Below are 18,533 nucleotides of genomic sequence, written 5' to 3'. Positions count from 1 at the left end.
CCGCAACTTCCACAAGGAGAGTGCGACGGGAATGAGGCAAAAAGCGAAGATTAACGCTTGGAGTACTGCGGAGCACGACGTGCCTTGTGCAGACCAGCCTTCTTACGCTCAACTGCACGTGCGTCACGGGTCAGCAGACCAGCCTTCTTCAGGGCTGCGCGGTCAGCTGGGTTGTAGACGTTCAGTGCACGGGCAATAGCCAGACGCAAAGCGCCGGACTGACCGGTTGGGCCACCGCCGTTGACGGAAACCTTGATGTCGAACTGGCCTTCACGATCAAGCAAGGTCAATGGCAGGAGAACGTCCTGCTGGTGAAGCTTGTTCGGGAAGTAGTTGTCCAGGGTGCGGCCGTTAACGGTGATCTCACCGGAACCAGCGATCATGCGTACACGAGCAATTGCGCGCTTACGACGACCAACGGTCTGGATTGGGCCCTCGTGCAGGACTGGAGCTTCAGCTTCGGTCTCTGCGGATGCCTCTGGAGCAATGGAATCACCAATGGTATTGGTGAACTCTTCGGTAGCGGCAGCTGCTGCAGCGATGTCAGCAGCGTCAGCTACGTTGTTCTCGAAGTTTTCGTTATCAGCCATTACTGTGCCACCTGCTTAAACTCGAAGGTCTCCGGCTTCTGGCCGGCGTATGGGTGCTCTGCGCCGTTGAAGACATGAAGCTTCTTAGCAGAGGAGCTCGAAAGCTTGTTGTGTGGCATCATGCCGGTAACAGCTTCTTCGATAACGCGCGCTGGGTTAGCATCCAGGGACTGGCCCAGGGTCATGGTGCGCAGGCCACCCGGGTAACCGGAGTGGCGGTAACGCATTTCGCGGTCGCGCTTGTTGGAAGAAATGTGAATCTTTTCAGCGTTGATGATGATGACGTGGTCACCACAGTCAACGTTTGGTGCGAACTGAGGCTTGTGCTTGCCTCGCAGCAGGTCTGCCACGGTGGAAGCAAGCTTGCCCAGAACCACATCAGTTGCGTCGATGACGTACCACTTACGGGTAATGTCACCGCTCTTTGGGTGGAAAGTAGACAAAATGACTCCTTGGAGTTGTCTCTGGGGGCTGCCGGCCAGCGCTACGTGCCCATACATTGTCATGCAGCGGCCGGTGGAGACCTGCAGACAGTGCGTCGGACTAAGCCCGACAAAGCACACAGGGTATCTAGCATAATCGCCGATACCCAGAAAACCAAAACACACCAGGTGCGCAGTATTACATTGCTTGCCGATGCAAAGCCCATGCATCGAAAAGCGCAATCTCGCCTGCGCACCTGGTGTGTTATCCCGCCTGGGACATTAGTTCATTACTGAATGAATGAATGATTAATGAATTCAGTTATCCCCAGCTTGCTGCGGCGCGACGGTTGACGTCACTCATGCGGTCGTTGGACTGGGAAACGGTGTTGGAGATGGTGGCCAGCACGGTGTTGAGCTCAGCTGCTGCCTTGTCCCACTTGGCCTGCGCCTCGTTGTATGCCGCGGCAGATTCGCCTTCCCAGGTTGCTGCCATCGGCGCGATGACGCCCTTAAGGTCATCGAGCAGACCGTTGATGCGGGAAGAGGTGGAGTTGATGTCAGCGGCGGCGTTGGAGATGGCGCCGAATTGGTACTTGATTTCGCTCATGGTGACTATTCCTTCGTGTCCTTATATATAGAGGTATGAATTGGTGTGCGAATTAGAGGGCGAGTCCGCCGCCGACGTTGTTGAACGCGTCCTGGTTTTGCGCCTCGACATTATCGAAATTGCGAGCATTCGATCGAATGTTTTCGCTGATGGAAAGCAGTGCTTCCTGCAGCTGCTGCGAGGATGCGTCATAGCGGTTCATCAAGTTGTCAAAGGACACCTGCGCGGAACCGGTCCAGCTGGCGCGAACCTGGTCCACGACGCCCTGCAGGCGGGTCAGTTCAGCGGATACTTCATCATTGGTGTTGTCGACGCGGCCTGCGGTCGCGACCATCACTTCTGCTTCGGTCTTAAACATTTGGCTCATTGATCTAGCCCCTTCTTATGGGTTGTGAGTGTGCGTTATGTGTCCATCGGAAGCTGCGGTCAAACCCCCTACCGTGCTTCCTTAACTACATTGGACTCAGCCTTATCCCGGAAGGTTCCCGAAGTTGTTTAAGAAACTTTTTCTATGGACTCCGAAGCCATTCGGCACGCCGCGCGCTGCGCCATGCTGGGCGCCTTGCGGGTGTGGCATCCCAGCGATACTTGCTGGTCATCTTCTACCCAGGTTGTCCAAGTAACCTCAGAGTCATCGCCCGGATGCTCCAAATAAGTCAACCGGCCATTGGCTTCATGTGGGTTGGACAAGGTTTCGTCGCTGTCGATCTGCGCGCGGACTTCTGCAAATAAAGCGTTGGCGGGTACAGCATAGAGCGGGTCCATCGCCATAATGATGCGCAGGTTCGGGTCTTGACCGGTCGCAGTAACCAGGCCTTCTTCTTCCGTATGGGTAAATCCTGCGGGCAGCATGACGCGCAGTCCCCCGGCTTCGATTGTTTGATGCGCCGGTGCCGCACTAGTGTTTGCCTGTGTTCCCGAAGTTTCCGATGCCTGCGTTGATATCTCCGGTGCCGGCCCTACTTCAGCGATCGTAGTTGTGTTCACTGGCGCAGCGGAATCGCTGGCAGCACTAGTCGCACTGCGCAAGAAGAACCACGCGATAAGGATGATGATCAGCACTACCACCACGATGATCGCAATGAGTCCTTTACGCTGTTTAATGCGCTCAAGAAAGGATTCTTCATCACCTACCGGGCGGATAATCTCATCATCATCGATGATTTCTTCGGGCTCTAGTTCTTCTGGTTCATGCTGTGGGATGGCTAGAGCTGTGACCGGTTCGCGTTCGGCAATGATGACATCGTGGACTTGCAGCTGACGGCGAATAATCTTTACTGCTTCATGCGACATTGGCCCGCCGGAGGAATCCGCGACGACTGCAACCCGCACATCCGGCCATTGGGCAGGCAGCAGCTTTTGTGCCTGTTCCATCACACCGGATAGTGCCCAGCCTTCCACGATGGCTGTGCCAGGGAGATCATAACGATAGATCGACTCTGGCCCTTCAAATATGGTGGCCGTATCTAACACCGTGATGGTGAGATTGACCGTGGTGGATTCATATAACGACATCTTCTAACCTTCATTCCCTGCTTCGTTTTCAACTTCTTTGAGCACCGGCAGCGCGGCCTGGCACAGCCCGACCAACTGCCCACCAATCCCCAGTTGCCCGCGTCCAACCGGCTGATTCGCTGGTTTGATTCCAAACATCGCGCCTTCATCACGCGGGGAATCCATGACAAAGACTGCCGGTTGGGTATCGCGCAGGTTAGACAGGAACTGCCCGAACAGTGCGCGCCCGATTCCGCCGGCTTTCCGCGCAACCACAATGTGCAGGCCAATATCGCGGGCATGCGGAAACAACTCCACCAAGGGCGCCAGCGCCATTTCACTGACCAGGTCAAGGTCATCGATGACAACGTAAATATCCGGCCCGGTCCACCAACTGCGTGCGGCAAGCTCTGCCGGCGTAACGTCTGGGCCCGGCAGGCGAGCTTTGAGCGTGGTCGCGGTATCGCGCACTGCCTTTTCCGTCGCAGCGGAAGTCGCTGAATAAGCCGCCAGCATCGATTGTTCGATGGTGCCAAGGTGGGCACGGCGTTCATCGATAAGCACAATGCGTGCCTCAGCACTGTCTTTGGCAGCAATCCCCTGCAGCAAGGTGGCCAACAGCGAGGACTTACCCACACCAGAAGTGCCGATAACCACGAAGTTCATGCGGGTATCCCAATGCTGAGTGTCCAGATCACGTCCACCGAGAGCCCATGGAATGTCGTCGGCTGAGGGATCGAGGTCTGCGACGGTGAGCTGTTGCGGCAACATTTTAAGCTTCGGCACCGGTGCCACGTTTGCCCAGGAGGTTTCAATATGGGCGATATCCTGGCGCGATGTGCTGGCGAAGAGGAAGAACTCTCCCGCAGGTGTAATTCCGCGGCCCGGTGCGCTGGGAAGTTTTTGTTGTTTCTTGCGGTCAAACAGCGAGTCCATGGGCTCACCGAGTTTGAGCTCTAGCCGTTCTGAGATGAGATCGCGGATAGCTGGGCGCATGGTGGTCCAGCGCGGCGTGGAAATAATGACGTGCACGTGCGCGGAAGGACCGTCGGCAGCGAGTCTGGTCAGTGCTTCGCTGAGATCTTCAAATTCCGCGCCGGATGTTCCAATCGCGTGCCAGCCATCGATGACCAGGAAGGTATGGCGTGCTTCGGGAAAGTCCACCAGGCCGGATACTTCATCAATGATGCGGCGGACCTTCTCGTCCTCGTGACGCCCGGCAACAGCTGCCACATGCGGCAGGCGTTCCAGCGCGGACAGCTGCCCGCCGCCCAAGTCAATGACGTAGAAGCGTAAGAATTCTGGCGAATACGCTGCGGCCAACGATGCGACAATGGTGCGCAGTGCCGTCGACTTGCCGGATTGCGGACCGCCACACAGCGCCATGTGGCCGGACGTCAGGTCCACCATGAGTGGGTCTTGGCGCTGGTAGTAGGGCCTGTCGATGATTCCAATCGGTGCCTGGATGCCTACGCCTTCTTCCGGGACGAAGTCCGCCGCGATGGCTGGTAGTTCAATGGCTTGCGGCAGCGGCGGCAGCCACACGCGATGAGCGGATTGCCCGCGTGCCAAAGCTTCGGCGCGGGTGGCATCCACGACTTCATCAAGCAGCGTAGTGGAGTTATCCACGTAAGTATCTGGGGTAATCGCCGATGAGAAATCTTCATCCCAGCCGTTGAACTCTTTGATTCCCATGCGGCTTTCTTCGTCTTGGGCAATTGGTACGGTCTCACGCACCACGCCACCAGACACGTAGAAGGCCTGAAATCGACTAAGCGCATCAGCATCTGTCTTCAAATATCCAGCGCCCGGTTCGCCGGGCAGGTGATAAGCATCCGGAACTCCTAGGACCTGACGTGACTCAGCAGCAGAAAACGTCTTCAATCCCAAGCGATAAGACAAGTGTGAATCCAGTCCGCGCAGCCTTCCTTCTTCCAGGCGCTGCGATGCGAGCAGCAGGTGCACGTGCAAGGAACGGCCCAAGCGGCCGACCGCAACGAAAAGCTCAGCGAAGTCAGGGTGCTGCATGAGCAATTCTGAGAACTCATCGACCACGATGACCAGCGCTGGGAGTGGTGCCAGGTCTTCCTGTCCGCTTAGCCGCGCGGTGGTGTAATCGGTGACGTTGGCGTAGTTTCCGGCATCACGCAGGATCTCCTGCCGGCGGTTCATCTCCCCGGAGATCGCATCATACATGCGCTCAACCAGTGAGGATTCATCTTCTAAGTTGGTAATCACCGCGGCTGTGTGCGGCAAGTAGTCACAACCCAGAAATGTGGCGCCGCCCTTGAAGTCCACGAGGACAAAGTTCAGTTCATCCGGACTGTGCGTTGCGGCAAGGGATAACACGATGGTGCGCAGCGCTTCCGATTTACCCGAGCCCGTGGCGCCAATGCACAATCCGTGTGGACCCATACCACCCTGGGCGGATTCTTTCAGGTCTATCATCACCGGTGTCTGTGAAGGTGACAACCCAATTGGTACTGCGAGCCGTGCGGCGCCCACGCGCCCTGGCCATAACGCAGGGCCAGTCATTTCCGAGACATCAGAAAATCCCAGCAAACTCAGTAGGTCAAGGCGGGTATCGGTGGCAGTCATCTCAGGGCGGCTAAAGCGCGCGAGCGCCCGTGCGCAGGTCACAGCTGATTCTTCGCTGACCATGTCGGGTATGCCAAGTTCCTCGTCACCGCCGGCGGTGACAACACGCAGGCCGTCATCGACAAGTAATAAAAGCCCCTCTTGTTCAGCTCGCACGCCCAATGCTGTGGTGCGCCGCGATGCGATATCGACGATGCAGTGCACACCAGCATCATCGATAAAGGGCTCCACCCCGGTGGTTGGGGTGTCATCAACCAGCAAACACACGAATCCCGCTGCGTCTGGGTTCCGGGTGTGTGGCAACCACTTCAACCACTCCCAGCCTTCACCGATAACGCGAAAACCAACGGTCTCCGGGCCATGAAACATAGCCAACTGCAGCACCATTGCACGCACCACATCCCGTGCGCCGTCCCCAGCAAGACCTAGAAAGCGGAAGGCTTGCAGCTGCAATGCGACCGGCATGTCCGCTACTGTGCTCACCCCCGCGAGTGTGTGCCGCAACCGCACCGCGCAGACAGGATCCAAGTCTTCCGCCGCGCCCGATTCGGCCACGTTAATGGGAGTGACCAGCGCCGCCGGGCCTAGACCGATGCGGATTTCAAACGCGTCTTCATCTCCCCCGGCGCGCTCCCACATGCGCGCGGTACCCGCCAATGCCTGCAAATCTTCTGGCGCGGGATGCCGGTGCAGTTCATGCCTTCGCTGGGATTCGCCATTGCCTAAAGCTTCATCACGAAGCGACGCTAAATGCCGCAGATATGTACGCCGAGATTCATCCGGGTCATTCGCGCTTTGTGGATTAAACATCATGGCCATTGAGGCCAGCATCATCATCGGGAACATCAACATCATCGGATTCGGTGCGCCGTTGGATGACAGCACCATCATCGCGACCATGCCCAGCATGACCACCACCATGATCAGCGGCATCAAAATTCGCATCAGCGGCAGCGGCTGGCTGCGGGCTGCCTGCGGAACGGGTTCAGCATCAAGGCTGCCCGTTGGTAGTGGCGGCGCTGGATCTCGCAGCGCAAACGAGATCGGATCGACAACGCGCATATTAAATTTCCCCCTCATCCCCGAAAAGGCAGTGTCCAAAACAGTGGACACGCTCTAACAAGTAAGCCACAATAGATACGGTTGGGCAAGGTGGGGTGCCAACAAATTTCAAACTTTATTTCGGGGGAACAGTGAGTTTTTCACAAAGTGTGCGGGTCACGGTGCGTTGTCACGTGGGTGAATTCCGCAAAGAAGCAGACTTGGCGTTGCCGGTCTCATCTTCATTGAATGAATTGATGTCCGAGGTCACGGACTTTGTGGGGGCACCGTCGGTGACTCGTCCGTGGCGCGCATCAACCGCCGCCGGGCGCCCTGTGGATCAGTCGGCGCCGCTGTCCGCCACGCAGCTTGTCGATGGATCGGTGCTGTTACTTTCACCATCCGAGGACCTACCGGCGCCGGTCATCCGTGACTCGGCTGAGGCATTGGTGTATTCAGGCACTGACCAGCCCGCGCGTGGTTTGCAGACCTTGTGGGTAGTAGTTGCGTTGTGTGCTGCCGGCGGGGTGGTTGGATTCTTAGGGTCCTCACAAATTGCGGGGTCTATTGCTCTAGCTGGGTTAACGATTGCGTTGGGCGCGTTGGTGTTGGCGGTGTGGCATCGGCAGCTGGTGCTGGCATGGTTGGTGATTTCGGCAGCACCGATTGCTGCGGGCATTGCGGTTTCTGGCTGGCCGATTGATACCGCGCGGGGTTTAAGTTACGGACTTTATGCCGCAGCACTCGCCTGCGCAGTGATGGCGTTGGCCTGCCATGTTTTAGCGATTTCGCATGCGCGCACCACGGGTGCGGCCACCACCATTGGGGGTTTATTGGTTCTCGCAGCGTTGACCGTGCCTCATAGTGCTGGGGCTGTGGTTGGTGCAGCGGTCATCATTATTGCCGTCGCGCCCGGGCTCTCTACTATGGCCGCTGGCCTGCGGGTTCCACAGTTGCCTACCGCTGGTCAGGACTTGGCGGTCTCAGATGAGATGGTGGACAACATTGATGAACGCTCGCAGCGTGCGCACTTTATATATGAAGGGATTTGTTTAGGGCTAACAATCGTCACGGTTGTTGCGCTGGCGTATTTGGCGCTGACCAGCTCAACGACACCAATTGTGAGCACACTGTTGTGCCTTGCGTTGTGTTTTGCGGTGCTGCTGCACGCAGCGCGTCACCGGCAGGTTGTGGCTGCGTGGTCCATGACGGTGCTGGCTGCTGCCGCGGCAGTCTGCGCGCCGGTGGTAGTTGCGGTTGCTGATTTTCACGGGCAGGTACACATCACACTGTGGATGGCGGCGTGCATTCCCATCGTGTTGGCATTGGTTTCCCCGTGGTGGGCGCCGCGAATCCAACATGCAACGCCGACAACCATCCAGTGGTTTGAGCGGTTGGAGGCAGTTGCGCTGGTTGCATGTTTGCCGATGGCCGCGCATCTGGCCGGGCTCTTCGAGTTCATTCGGGGTCTGGGATAATGCGCCGGATGGCAAGTGCGCTCGCAGCACTAATTCTGGTACCGATTGCCATTGCAGCACCGACGGCTCCAGCGTGGGCACAAGATACCGCGTGCGCGGTGCCGCTGGGTTCTGCGGAATCACCGTCGTTTAGCCCAGCGCAGCAGGACTACCGCGCGCGGCTGCATTCTTTGGCCACGGGCAAAGGCATCAAAGTTGCCATCATTGATACTGGTGTTTCTGCCCACGAGCAGTTTCCGCAGCTCGAAGCAGGCCCGGACCTCGTGGTGCCCGATACGCCTGCGCCCTTTCATGATTGCGATATTCACGGCACGGTGGTTGCCAGCGTCATTGGCGCGCGGGACATGGGCATCGCGCCCGATGCCACGCTGATGGCTATTCGGCAAACTTCCCTGCACTATCGCTCTACACCGGATTCAGAAAGTTCCGGGTCATTGGCCACCATGGCGGAATCCGTGCACGCTGCGGTTGATGCCGGGGCACGCGTCATTAGCCTCTCGGTGGTTTCCTGCATGACAAAACAGCAGGCGGAGAACCTCGATTCACATGGCTTGACCGAGGCTCTTGATAGGGCGGAGCGCGCGGGAGTCGTGGTGTTGGCATCGGCAGGCAATGTCGATGGTGACTGTGAGCCGGGCATGGTGGTCTACCCTGCTATCGAAGACACTGTTATTACAGTCGCAGCATTGTCCACCGAGTATGAGCTAGCGGGGTACTCCTTGCCTGTCATTGAAAGCGACTGGGTCAGTGCGCCCGGAGCCGTCGATATCGCCATGCATCCGAATGGCACCGGTTGGATGCGTGGGGCAATCAAAAATGGCAGCGAAAGTGGATTCAATGGAACCAGCTACGCCACGCCCACGGTCAGTGGCACCGTCGCGTTGATGTTGGAGCGCAACCCGAGACTATCCCCGCGCCAAGTGCGCAACATAATTTATGGTGCGGCACAGTCAGCCAATAATGTGCATGATCCACTGGCAGCGCTAAGCCACGTACCAGCTTCTTATGTGGTGAAAGAACGCGCGGTGGAGATAACACCTGCACCGGCGGCAGGCTTTGCAGCGCAAGGCAGATTATGGAAGCTCATCGCCGCTATAGGCGGGGCTGGTTTTATAGCCTTGTTTATCGCAGGGATGGTTAGTAGCTTGCGGCCAAGGCGTTCTCCCGCGTCAGAGCGGTCGCCTCAGGCAGCAATCTCACGATCGGCCACGCCGCTTCCTGCACGTCGACGCCCAAAGCATCAACCAGGGCGACATCGGGAAGCTCATGACGGCGGCCGGTGGACTCAATAACGTGCACCCCTGAGCCGGTATCTACCGCGACCGCACCGCCGCTAAGCCCGGTGAAATAGCTCGCGGAACTTTCCCCGGGAAGCTCGACCAAAGAATCCACCGGAGTAAGTTCCACCGCAGCGCCCTCAGTATTGGCGCACAACCAGGAATCTCCATCAACGATGCTCGGAACCGTAGCGGGAAGAACATCAATGGCCGGGTCGGTGATATCGGCAAGCCCGGCAAGTTCTTGGGTGGATACGGTGCGAAGTGGTGCTGAAGCATCCGCCAACACCCTCGCCTGAGTTTCTGTGAGCGCTACTATTCCGCCGTCGACCTGCGCCCAGGTTTGGTTATCTGCGTGCAGCAGTTCTACCTCGGGCAGGCGAATCGGCGGGTTTTCGGCAAATGCGTTGAGGAATTCCGCCGGTACTTCGACTGGTTCCGATAGGTTAAGCGCGCGGCGGATTATCCGCCCATCATCACTATTAGCGGCAGGCAACAGCGCACGGCCTTCGCTAGTAACCAGCCAATCTCGGTCTTGATGTCTCAGATATGCTGCGGCTGGTTCGGGCAGTTCTTGTAATTCATGGCCGACGCTGACCACCAATTCATGCTCTACCCCGTCACCGTCGCGCGTGGCACTGGTGACAAAAGGTGGCTCATCGTGCCCGGGTGGAGCCAGGCACGCAGCCCACGTATTGTCTGGGCGCGGTGCCAATGGGTCTATCTCTGGGGGTGCTGCCAGCTCAATCGGTGCATCTGCAATACCGATCGGCGTTCCCAGCGCTGCGTCTTCTAGTGCTGAACTGCCGATGCTTGCTGGTTCAGCGGCTTCCCCCAGAATCAGCCGGGCAGACGCCAGATTCGCCACCGGATGCAGTGTTTCTTCCACGCGGACATACAGTTGCGACTGTTCAGAGCGCAGCAATTGCGCATCACCGGGATTCGGGTCCGGACGCAGCCACGCCAACAGTCCCGAGCCCAACGCAATGAGCACCACCGCGATGGCCCCGAAAATCAGCGCGCGGCGCCGACTCGCTAATGGATCATGAATCATGCTGATGTCACCTAAGACCAGCGCATGTTGCATTCGACGAACTAAAAACTTATGCCCTGAGACTTGCGCCTTAGTAGTCGGTGCCAATTTAGACACAGTCAAACACTCCCCGAAACACTCCCCCGAATATTTAAGTGCGTGCAAACACGCAACCTAAATAATGTTAGCACTCCTTTTATCCCGTGTGACCAGTGTTCGCGCTGCTAAATCCTCGTCCGCGGGGTAGTCCACACCAACCAAGGACAAGCCTTTCGCCGCGGCAACGGGGATAGAAGAAGAACGCTCTGACTCAGCCAGCATTGCCTCCACGAAGTTGATATCGCGGCGCCCTTCGCCAACAGCTAGGCAGCAACCGACGAGCGAGCGCACCATTGACCAGCAAAAAGCATCGGCGGTGACATGGGCTTCATACAAGTTGGGCTCAGTTGCAGTGGATGCATCCACCCAATAAAACTCCTGCAAATCCCGAATAGTGGTGGCATTGGGTTTGGCCTTACAGAAGGCCGCAAAATCATGCAGCCCTACCAATGTGGTGGCGGCTTCCTGCATCAAATCGACATCCACTGCCCTAGTCCACACCGCAGTATCGCGCACTCGAGTGGGCAAAGCACCCGCCGGATCAGTGGTGATGCGATAGACATAGTGCCGGCGCAACGCCGAAAAGCGCGCATCGAATCCCTCAGGGGCAAAAGAGACGTTAGAAACGCGGATATCATCATCGACAAGCTTTGCTAAACGGCGAACCAGCTTCGCCGGATCCCCATCAATACTGCGCTGATTAAGGCTGTCAACAGGGACATCCGCATGCGCGACCTGACCTGCCGAATGCACCCCAGCATCGGTTCGACCCGCGACGGTCAGCTCAATGGGGTGGCGCAGGATCATCGATAAGCACTGCTCAAGCACCCCTTGTACCGTGCGCAACCCGCCTTTTTGGCTAGCCCACCCATGAAAATCAGTGCCATCGTAGGCGAGGTCGAAACGCAACCGGACAAGCTTCGGTAAATCAGTCATAACCCGCGATTGTACCCCCACATGAGGGCGCTTGGAAAAGCCTGTGAAGCCAAACCTTTCCCAAGGGCATCACTCACAGAAATGGAAATAACTACCAACAACTGTGACCTGTCACCGAAAATTCAGGTGGACACGCACCGCTGCGCTGTTGCAATAATGGTTCCCGAGCACGTTCACCGCACCACCTCGGGGCGAGGCTGGGCGTGCATGAGATTTTCTCTAAAGCAAAAGCTGGAAGGAACAACCATTATGAAGAAGTTCAAGAAGTTCGCCGCTGTAGCATCCGCAACCGCACTCATGGGTGCAGGCGCAATGACCGCACCAACCGCATTCGCACAGGGAGAGGGTTCCGCAGACAGCGTCACCCAGTCTTCTGAGGGCGAGAACACTGAAGACGAAGGCGACGTCTCCTCCGAGGCCGAGCAGTCCAGCGAGGAACTGTCCTCCAACCTTGAGAAATCTGCAGACCAGCTCTCCTCCGACGTGGGCTCCTCTGAAGATGGCGAGAACTCTGAGGGCTCCACCGAAGGCCTGTCCTCCGACGTCTCCAGCTCCACCGATGAAACCGAAGATGGCGAAGGCTCCTCAGAGAACGAGCAGTTCCTGTTCGGCGCTGGCATCCTCGCAGCAATCGCTGGCGGCATCGCAGCATTCCTGCCACAGATCCAGCAGTACCTGCCACAGGCTTAATTACTGCACTGTGAAGCAGAAGGGGAACAGTAGCAGCAAGTCAGGGTGCTTGCTGTAAGAGCTGCCTCGGATATCTCCTTATGTGTCGGCTGAGACCCACATCGCGTAGTAGACGGTGTGGGCCTCAGCTTTTTGCATTTCAACACCTCCTACCCCACCGCCCGTGCCTGAGGTGAGAGGGCTCCCCTGAAAGCTCTCGTTGCTTCCTGCCCCTCGTGTAGGTGCAGAGCTTTAGGCGCATGGCTAGGTCCATAGCTAGGTCATCTCCAACGAGAGTGTGAACTGTAGGTCGCCACACGACTCAGTCATTCCTCTCGGGCATCTGGGGGATCTGGGCACCGAAGCCATCGGTCATGTGCGGCAGCACCGCCACTCGTAGAGTTTCACGAGAGGTTGTATGGCAATGGCGGACAACTGACGCGCATAGGAAAAGGGCCCTGTACCTAAGTGGTACAGGGCCCTTGAGGGCTACTAGGAGATAAAGAGAATTACTTCTCTTCTTCCTTAGCCTCTTCTGCTGCTGGAGCTTCCTCGGTAGCGGTCTCCTCTGCTGGGGTTTCCTCAGCAGTGGTTTCCTCTACAGAGGTCTCTTCAACAGCTTCTTCTTCAGCCTTCTTGGAAGCAGCTGCGCGGGTAGCGCGGAATGCCTCTGCAGAAACAGTCTCCTCAAGAACCAGGGAAATCTGGGACATTGGAGCGTTGTCGCCGGCACGGTTGTCCAGCTTAACGGTGCGGGTGTAGCCACCTGCACGGTTTTCGAACTGTGGCGCCAACTCGTCGAAGAGGTGTGCAACAACATCCTTGTGTGGGATGAGCTTCAGCACGGAACGACGGTCAGCCAGGGTTCCACCCTTAGCCTTGGTGATGATCTTCTCTGCGTAAGGACGAAGCATCTTCGCCTTCGCATCGGTGGTCTTGATAGCGCCGTGCTCGAACAGGCTAGCTGCCAAGTTGCTCAGCAGGTGAGCCTGCTGCTTAGCGGAGCCGCCGAGACGGGCACCCTTCTTAGGGGTAGGCATTTAAGTACTCCTCGTGTGCGGATTAGGTAGAGCGCGCGACCAAGGTTTCCTTGGTCTAGCACAATTGCTATTTACTCGGATTCAGCCGGATCCTTGAAGTCACCGGTTTCGGCGTCATAGCCTTCGAGCTGGGTTGGATCGAAGTCCTCAGGGGTGTCCTTGAGAGCCAGATTCAGGTTAGCCAGCTTAATCTTCACCTCGTTGATGGACTTCTGTCCGAAGTTGCGGATATCCAGCAGGTCCGATTCGGTGCACTCTGCGAGCTCACCAACGGTGTGGATTTCCTGACGCTTCAGGCAGTTGTACGAACGTACGGAGAAGTTCAAGTCCTCAATTGGCATGCTGTAAGCAGCGATGTACTCGGACTCCTGTGGGGATGGTCCGATCTCGATGCCTTCAGCAGCGGTGTTCAGCTCGCGAGCCAGGCCGAAGAGCTCGACCAGGGTGCCGCCAGCAGATGCCAGGGCGTCGCGTGCAGAAATAGAGTTCTTGGTTTCCACGTCGATGATCAGCTTGTCAAAGTCGGTGCGCTGCTCAACACGAGTAGCTTCAACCTTGTAAGAGACCTTCAGCACTGGGGAGTAAATCTGGTCAACCGGAATACGTCCGATGTCACCAGAAGTTGGTGCTGCAGGAACGTAGCCACGGCCACGCTCAACGACGAATTCCATGTCCAACTTCGCAGTATCGTTCAGAGTTGCAATAGTCATCTCTGGGTTGTGGATTTCCACACCAGCTGGCGGCTGAATGTCGCCAGCGGTTACTGCGCCAGGGCCTTCCTTGCTCAGGTACATAACAACTGGCTCGTCAGAGTCAGAGGACAGTACCAAGTTCTTGACATTCAAGATGATCTCGGAAACGTCTTCCTTCACACCGTTGATGGTGGTGAACTCATGGAGAACACCATCAATCTTGATGGAAGTTACTGCTGCACCAGGGATGGAAGACAGCAGGGTACGGCGCATGGAGTTACCGATGGTGTAGCCGAAACCTGGCTCCAGTGGTTCGAATACGAAACGGGAGCGGGAAGAGTCGATGAACTCCTCGGTAACCTGTGGACGCTGTGAAATAAGCATGGAACTTCTCCTTGTCGACGACCGCTATTTGACGCCGGTAGAGGGTGAAAATTATGGAAGGAATCCGATTGATTCCTGAGATAACCGCACCGTGCTTTTGATGGCACCGTACGGTTAAACAGTTTACTTCGAGTAAAGCTCGACGATGAGCTGCTCCTGCAGCGGAACGTCGATCTGAGCGCGCTCGGGCAGCTGGTGCACGAGGATGCGCAGGGATTCAGGAACAACCTGCAGCCAAGCTGGAACAACAGCTTCGCCGAGACGATCCTGAGCCTCTTCGAACCATTCCATCTTCTGGGAACGCTCGCGAATATCGATGATGTCGTATTGCGAAACGCGGTAAGAAGGAACGTTGGTCTTCTTGCCGTTCACGGTGAAGTGACCGTGGGAAACAAGCTGACGTGCCTGACGACGAGTACGTGCCAGACCTGCGCGGTAGACAACATTGTCAAGGCGGGTTTCGAGCAGGACAACCAGGTTGTCGCCGGTCTTACCCGTCTGACGGTTTGCCTCTACGTAGTAGCGACGGAACTGACGCTCCAGCACACCGTAGGTGTACTTTGCCTTCTGCTTCTCCTGGAGCTGCAGCAGGTACTCAGATTCCTTGATGCGGTTTCGGCCAGCCTGTCCCGGTGGGTATGGGCGGCGTTCGAAAGCCATATCGCCACCGACCAAGTCGACGCGAAGACGGCGGGATACACGAGTAGCGGGGCCGGTATAACGAGCCATAGTTTAGTTCTTCCTTCCCTTAAACGTGGCGACGCTTCGGTGGTCGGCAGCCATTGTGTGGCTGTGGGGTTACGTCAGAGATAGACGAAACTTCCAAGCCGGCAGCCTGTAGTGAGCGGATTGCGGTTTCGCGGCCCGAACCTGGGCCCTTAACGAATACGTCAACCTTCTTCATGCCGTGCTCCATTGCCTTGCGAGCTGCAGACTCTGCTGCCATCTGCGCTGCGAATGGAGTGGACTTACGGGATCCCTTGAAGCCAACCTGACCTGAGGAGGACCAAGAGATAACAGCACCGGATGGGTCCGTGATGGACACGATGGTGTTGTTGAAGTTTGACTTAATGTAAGCGTGGCCCTGGGCCACGTTCTTCTTGACTACACGACGGCCGGAACGGCGCGCCGTGGAACGAGTCTTCTGAGCCATTTATTACTTCTTCTTTCCTGCGATCGTCTTCTTAGGACCCTTACGCGTACGCGCATTGGTCTTGGTGCGCTGACCACGGACTGGCAGGCCACGACGGTGGCGCAGACCCTGGTAGCAACCGATTTCAATCTTGCGACGAATGTCAGCCTGAACCTGACGGCGGAGGTCACCCTCTACCTTCCAGGAGCCTTCAATAGCGTCACGAAGCGCCGACAGCTGATCATCATCAAGGTTGTCGGTGCGCAGGTCAGGAGAAATACCGGTCTTTTCCAGTAGCTCCTTGGAACGGCTTGGGCCGATTCCGTAAATGTAAGTGAGCGCGATCTCCATGCGCTTGTTGCGTGGAAGATCAACACCAGCTAGACGTGCCATGTGGCGTGTCCTTTCGGGTTGTTACGGTGGTTTTCTCCTTAACCGCCCCGCACCATGTCACGCTTCGCCCGGTCCGACCGGGTCTATGGGCAACATTGTGGTGCAGGCTCTGGCCACCGTGGCCTGAGGTATTAGTAGAGCACTCGACCTTGCGAGTACCCCTGATTAAGGAGGCTTTCGGTTTTTACTTGTAGCGGTAGACGATGCGTCCGCGGGTCAGGTCATAAGGAGACAACTCCACTACAACGCGGTCCTCTGGGAGAATACGGATGTAGTGCTGACGCATCTTGCCGGAAATGTGAGCAAGAACCTTATGCCCATTATCGAGCTCGACACGGAACATTGCGTTTGGAAGCGGTTCGACAATGCGACCCTCTACCTCAATTGCGCCTTCCTTAGCCATAACCTCTACTTTTCTGGCAGCCAATTTTGTTACGGCTACCTGCATTTTTAAATGTCTACTACCTGATGCAGCCAACACACGATCACGTGTGCGCATACACCATCGACATAGCTTACGCGGTACACGCCGGTTTTCCAAATGCCGTTGCCCGTCTTGCCGCTGGTCAGCCCGCCCACAGCCGTAACACGTAACTCGTCTTCAATTACGCAAGCGGTTCACAAAGTCGGCAAACCCCAACTTTTCCTGCCCAACGCTTCTGCAGCCGGCGTTTTCGGATAGCATCACGTCGCACGAGGTCGGTTGGAAAGATCCCCCAATGAACTTTCCACAGAGTGGGTGACTGCAGGACTTCAATGGTGCTTATATCAGAATTTGCTACCACATTTTCGTGGTGTCCAATAGCACGATCGATCATCGGGCGTACATATTCGGTGTAGGCGAAGTCGTCGGCTATTTGCACAGATTTGGAATTCAAAGTGGCGTCATCGATCACTTCTGATACCGGACAACCCAGTTCATTTTCGTATTTCACTTCCAACAGTTCATGAAATTCAGTCCGATAAACCATTGATCTTTCGCAGGCCTCTTCATAGATCTGATCAATTTCGTATGGAATCAACATTGCCCCACCCACATCAACCGCAATTTTCAAAGACTGCTTGTCAAACACATGGACTCTTTGCTTCTGAACGTCAACATCAAGGCCATGCTAGAACCCATCCCTGACAGCAGCGCGGACACCTCAAACAAACTATCGAAACATTCTTGTTGTTACGGTTCTTCAATAGCGGAGTACGCATCAATAGCAAATAGAAATCCAATGAGGGCTAAGTAAAGAAAAGTGTGTCTGAATTAGCTTACTTCTGCCAGCTCAACAACTGTTTTTAGCCGGTTAATAGGTCTCCAAGAGCTATTAACCGGCCTTTTGCGTTCAATACCGAGATCCCGTGAAAAGTGTGCTAACCGGTTCTGGTTTGATTTTCCGGTGAGTACAAACAGACCAAGATGCCCCATCTGTACAGGGCTAATGAAGAAAAACGGATACACACAAGCCGGCACCCAACGCTGGCGATGCACACAAGGCTGCCGCGGATCCTCAGTAAGAAACAGCCAACAAGCCAGCAAAGACGCCGCAACCTTCCGACTGTTCTACACCTGGATCACCACGGGTCGTTCCCTCAACAGCCTCGCACAAGAACACAACACCACCCGCCAAACCCTGCACGCACGCATGAAATGGTGCTGGCTGATACAACCTAACGTAGAAATCGACCACAATAGGGTCTATGACCAGCTATTTATCGACGGCACCTACCTCAACAAACAGTGCCTGCTCATCGCCGCAAGCCTCGACCACGTCGTCGCATGGCTGTGGTGCGATAAAGAATCCACCACCAACTACATCAAACTCATCTCCCAACTACAGCCCCCACTGATCATCACCCTCGACGGCGGGACCGGAGCCTTATCAGCAATCAAAAAATGCTGGCCCACCAGCCACATTCAACGCTGCACCGTCCACGTTCAACGCCATATCAGACGCCAAACCACCTCCAGGCCACGCACAGAAGCAGGCAAAGCCATCTACGCACTAGCCCTGTCGCTGACCAAAGTAGAAACCCCCGACGACGCCTACCAATGGACTACAAACCTGCTGGCTACCCACGAGTTTTACAAACCCACACTCGCTAAGAAAACCTTTTATAAACGCGGTCAACACCCCAGCGGGAAAACCTGGGACTGGACACACAAACGAGACCGCACAGCCATGAATTCGCTAAACAACCTCAACAGCAAAAAATGGCTATTTACCTGGATAGAACCACCCGAAGGATTCATTGGAACACCAAAATCCACCACCAACAGCCTTGAAGGTGGCATCAACTCACCGCTCAAACTCCTCGCCAGAAACCACCGCGGAATGAGCAAAGAACACCAACGCACCGCCATCGATTGGTGGCTCGCATCAAAAACGCAGCTGCCTGCCGAGCCCGTAAAGACCGCCAGGCAGCAACGCTGGGGTAAAGACGCACTCGCCAAAGTCAACGCCTTACTCGAAGCGGAATCACCCACACCACCAGAAATCGGTGGCCCAAGCGGATACGACACCGCAATCGATACCACCTACCAGCACTCTATGGGAATACAGAAAGGATGGCTAGGTAGATAACACAATGTCCGCCGGCAACACACCGACAGACACACTTTTCTTTACTTAACCCTCCAACGGCAACTGGACTAC

At 56.3% G+C, this 18,533-nt stretch carries 18 protein-coding genes and 1 pseudogene; 4 read left to right on the top strand and 15 right to left on the bottom strand.

Annotated elements, in window-relative coordinates; all coding sequences use genetic code 11:
- Nucleotides 1–50: 50 nt before the first annotated feature.
- The 6 genes from rpsI to eccCa all read right to left on the bottom strand — a co-directional run bounded on the left by rpsI (nucleotide 51) and on the right by eccCa (nucleotide 6,776).
- Nucleotides 51–590, bottom strand: coding sequence for a 30S ribosomal protein S9 (gene rpsI / locus CCASEI_RS03035; protein ID WP_006823269.1), 540 nt, complete (start codon nucleotides 588–590; stop codon nucleotides 51–53).
- Nucleotides 590–1,033 carry a 50S ribosomal protein L13 gene (gene rplM, locus CCASEI_RS03030; protein WP_025387096.1) on the bottom strand — a complete coding sequence of 148 codons (444 nt, stop codon included), beginning with the start codon at nucleotides 1,031–1,033 and terminating at the stop codon, nucleotides 590–592. The genes rpsI and rplM overlap by 1 nt, the downstream gene beginning before the upstream one ends.
- A 301-nt stretch (nucleotides 1,034–1,334) precedes the next feature.
- On the bottom strand, nucleotides 1,335–1,622 hold the full coding sequence (locus CCASEI_RS03025) for a WXG100 family type VII secretion target (protein ID WP_006823267.1): 288 nt from the start codon (nucleotides 1,620–1,622) through the stop codon (nucleotides 1,335–1,337).
- Nucleotides 1,623–1,674: 52 nt separating this feature from the next.
- The gene (locus CCASEI_RS03020) at nucleotides 1,675–1,989 is read right to left on the bottom strand and encodes a WXG100 family type VII secretion target (RefSeq protein WP_025387095.1); all 315 of its coding nucleotides are present in this window, start codon (nucleotides 1,987–1,989) and stop codon (nucleotides 1,675–1,677) included.
- Nucleotides 1,990–2,117: 128 nt separating this feature from the next.
- Nucleotides 2,118–3,137, bottom strand: coding sequence for a type VII secretion-associated protein (locus CCASEI_RS03015; RefSeq protein ID WP_006823265.1), 1,020 nt, complete (start codon nucleotides 3,135–3,137; stop codon nucleotides 2,118–2,120).
- A gap of 3 nt (nucleotides 3,138–3,140) precedes the next feature.
- Nucleotides 3,141–6,776 carry a type VII secretion protein EccCa gene (gene eccCa, locus CCASEI_RS03010; RefSeq protein ID WP_225868434.1) on the bottom strand — a complete coding sequence of 1,212 codons (3,636 nt, stop codon included), beginning with the start codon at nucleotides 6,774–6,776 and terminating at the stop codon, nucleotides 3,141–3,143.
- Nucleotides 6,777–6,907: 131 nt separating this feature from the next.
- Here eccCa and eccD point away from each other — a divergent pair, with 131 nt between their 5' ends.
- Complete coding sequence (gene eccD, locus CCASEI_RS03005; RefSeq protein ID WP_225868433.1) at nucleotides 6,908–8,233, top strand: type VII secretion integral membrane protein EccD; 1,326 nt, start codon at nucleotides 6,908–6,910, stop codon at nucleotides 8,231–8,233.
- Nucleotides 8,173–9,177, top strand: a pseudogene (locus CCASEI_RS15405) (S8 family serine peptidase); the annotation flags it as partial. The gene eccD and the pseudogene CCASEI_RS15405, both read left to right, overlap by 61 nt.
- Before the next feature lie 193 nt (nucleotides 9,178–9,370).
- On the opposite strand, the gene eccB reads toward CCASEI_RS15405, so the two are convergent.
- Nucleotides 9,371–10,660, bottom strand: a complete 1,290-nt coding sequence (gene eccB, locus CCASEI_RS02995; RefSeq protein WP_025387092.1) for a type VII secretion protein EccB — start codon at nucleotides 10,658–10,660, stop codon at nucleotides 9,371–9,373.
- A 57-nt stretch (nucleotides 10,661–10,717) separates the two neighbouring features.
- Complete coding sequence (truA, locus tag CCASEI_RS02990) at nucleotides 10,718–11,578, bottom strand: tRNA pseudouridine(38-40) synthase TruA (protein WP_006823260.1); 861 nt, start codon at nucleotides 11,576–11,578, stop codon at nucleotides 10,718–10,720.
- Between the two features lie 249 nt (nucleotides 11,579–11,827).
- On the opposite strand from truA, the gene CCASEI_RS14330 reads away from it, so the two are divergent.
- Nucleotides 11,828–12,268 (top strand): hypothetical protein, encoded by a 441-nt coding sequence (locus tag CCASEI_RS14330; RefSeq protein ID WP_006823259.1) that lies wholly within the window; start codon nucleotides 11,828–11,830, stop codon nucleotides 12,266–12,268.
- Between the two features lie 488 nt (nucleotides 12,269–12,756).
- Here CCASEI_RS14330 and rplQ read toward each other — a convergent pair whose 3' ends face one another.
- The 7 genes from rplQ to CCASEI_RS02950 all read right to left on the bottom strand — a co-directional run bounded on the left by rplQ (nucleotide 12,757) and on the right by CCASEI_RS02950 (nucleotide 16,961).
- On the bottom strand, nucleotides 12,757–13,287 hold the full coding sequence (gene rplQ / locus CCASEI_RS02980) for a 50S ribosomal protein L17 (RefSeq protein WP_006823258.1): 531 nt from the start codon (nucleotides 13,285–13,287) through the stop codon (nucleotides 12,757–12,759).
- Between the two features lie 71 nt (nucleotides 13,288–13,358).
- A complete protein-coding gene (locus CCASEI_RS02975; protein WP_006823257.1) occupies nucleotides 13,359–14,363 on the bottom strand; it encodes a DNA-directed RNA polymerase subunit alpha in 1,005 nt (334 codons plus the stop codon).
- A 123-nt stretch (nucleotides 14,364–14,486) separates the two neighbouring features.
- The gene (rpsD, locus tag CCASEI_RS02970) at nucleotides 14,487–15,092 is read right to left on the bottom strand and encodes a 30S ribosomal protein S4 (RefSeq protein WP_025387090.1); all 606 of its coding nucleotides are present in this window, start codon (nucleotides 15,090–15,092) and stop codon (nucleotides 14,487–14,489) included.
- A 19-nt stretch (nucleotides 15,093–15,111) separates the two neighbouring features.
- On the bottom strand, nucleotides 15,112–15,516 hold the full coding sequence (gene rpsK, locus CCASEI_RS02965) for a 30S ribosomal protein S11 (RefSeq protein ID WP_006823255.1): 405 nt from the start codon (nucleotides 15,514–15,516) through the stop codon (nucleotides 15,112–15,114).
- Nucleotides 15,517–15,519: 3 nt separating this feature from the next.
- A complete protein-coding gene (gene rpsM / locus CCASEI_RS02960; RefSeq protein WP_006823254.1) occupies nucleotides 15,520–15,888 on the bottom strand; it encodes a 30S ribosomal protein S13 in 369 nt (122 codons plus the stop codon).
- 184 nt (nucleotides 15,889–16,072) lie between these two features.
- Nucleotides 16,073–16,291, bottom strand: coding sequence for a translation initiation factor IF-1 (infA, locus tag CCASEI_RS02955; protein ID WP_003854422.1), 219 nt, complete (start codon nucleotides 16,289–16,291; stop codon nucleotides 16,073–16,075).
- A gap of 202 nt (nucleotides 16,292–16,493) precedes the next feature.
- Nucleotides 16,494–16,961, bottom strand: coding sequence for a hypothetical protein (locus CCASEI_RS02950; RefSeq protein ID WP_025387089.1), 468 nt, complete (start codon nucleotides 16,959–16,961; stop codon nucleotides 16,494–16,496).
- A gap of 315 nt (nucleotides 16,962–17,276) precedes the next feature.
- On the opposite strand from CCASEI_RS02950, the gene CCASEI_RS02945 reads away from it, so the two are divergent.
- Nucleotides 17,277–18,461, top strand: coding sequence for an IS1249 family transposase (locus CCASEI_RS02945; protein ID WP_025387088.1), 1,185 nt, complete (start codon nucleotides 17,277–17,279; stop codon nucleotides 18,459–18,461).
- The last annotated feature ends 72 nt before the right edge of the window (nucleotides 18,462–18,533 follow it).

Source organism: Corynebacterium casei LMG S-19264 (assembly GCF_000550785.1).
GTDB lineage: Bacteria > Actinomycetota > Actinomycetes > Mycobacteriales > Mycobacteriaceae > Corynebacterium > Corynebacterium casei.
This window is presented reverse-complemented; position numbering and strand designations above follow the sequence as displayed.

What these genes read in the sequence shown, in the direction of transcription:
- CCASEI_RS03020 (WP_025387095.1), bottom strand. Translation starts at nt 1,989, where the DNA reads ATGAGCCAAATGTTTAAGACCGAAGCAGAAGTGATGGTCGCGACCGCA.
- CCASEI_RS03025 (WP_006823267.1), bottom strand. Translation starts at nt 1,622, where the DNA reads ATGAGCGAAATCAAGTACCAATTCGGCGCCATCTCCAACGCCGCCGCT.
- eccCa (WP_225868434.1), bottom strand. Translation starts at nt 6,776, where the DNA reads ATGCGCGTTGTCGATCCGATCTCGTTTGCGCTGCGAGATCCAGCGCCG.
- truA (WP_006823260.1), bottom strand. Translation starts at nt 11,578, where the DNA reads ATGACTGATTTACCGAAGCTTGTCCGGTTGCGTTTCGACCTCGCCTAC.
- CCASEI_RS03015 (WP_006823265.1), bottom strand. Translation starts at nt 3,137, where the DNA reads ATGTCGTTATATGAATCCACCACGGTCAATCTCACCATCACGGTGTTA.
- rpsK (WP_006823255.1), bottom strand. Translation starts at nt 15,516, where the DNA reads ATGGCTCAGAAGACTCGTTCCACGGCGCGCCGTTCCGGCCGTCGTGTA.
- CCASEI_RS14330 (WP_006823259.1), top strand. Translation starts at nt 11,828, where the DNA reads ATGAAGAAGTTCAAGAAGTTCGCCGCTGTAGCATCCGCAACCGCACTC.
- rpsI (WP_006823269.1), bottom strand. Translation starts at nt 590, where the DNA reads ATGGCTGATAACGAAAACTTCGAGAACAACGTAGCTGACGCTGCTGAC.
- rplQ (WP_006823258.1), bottom strand. Translation starts at nt 13,287, where the DNA reads ATGCCTACCCCTAAGAAGGGTGCCCGTCTCGGCGGCTCCGCTAAGCAG.
- rpsD (WP_025387090.1), bottom strand. Translation starts at nt 15,092, where the DNA reads ATGGCTCGTTATACCGGCCCCGCTACTCGTGTATCCCGCCGTCTTCGC.
- infA (WP_003854422.1), bottom strand. Translation starts at nt 16,291, where the DNA reads ATGGCTAAGGAAGGCGCAATTGAGGTAGAGGGTCGCATTGTCGAACCG.
- CCASEI_RS02975 (WP_006823257.1), bottom strand. Translation starts at nt 14,363, where the DNA reads ATGCTTATTTCACAGCGTCCACAGGTTACCGAGGAGTTCATCGACTCT.
- rpsM (WP_006823254.1), bottom strand. Translation starts at nt 15,888, where the DNA reads ATGGCACGTCTAGCTGGTGTTGATCTTCCACGCAACAAGCGCATGGAG.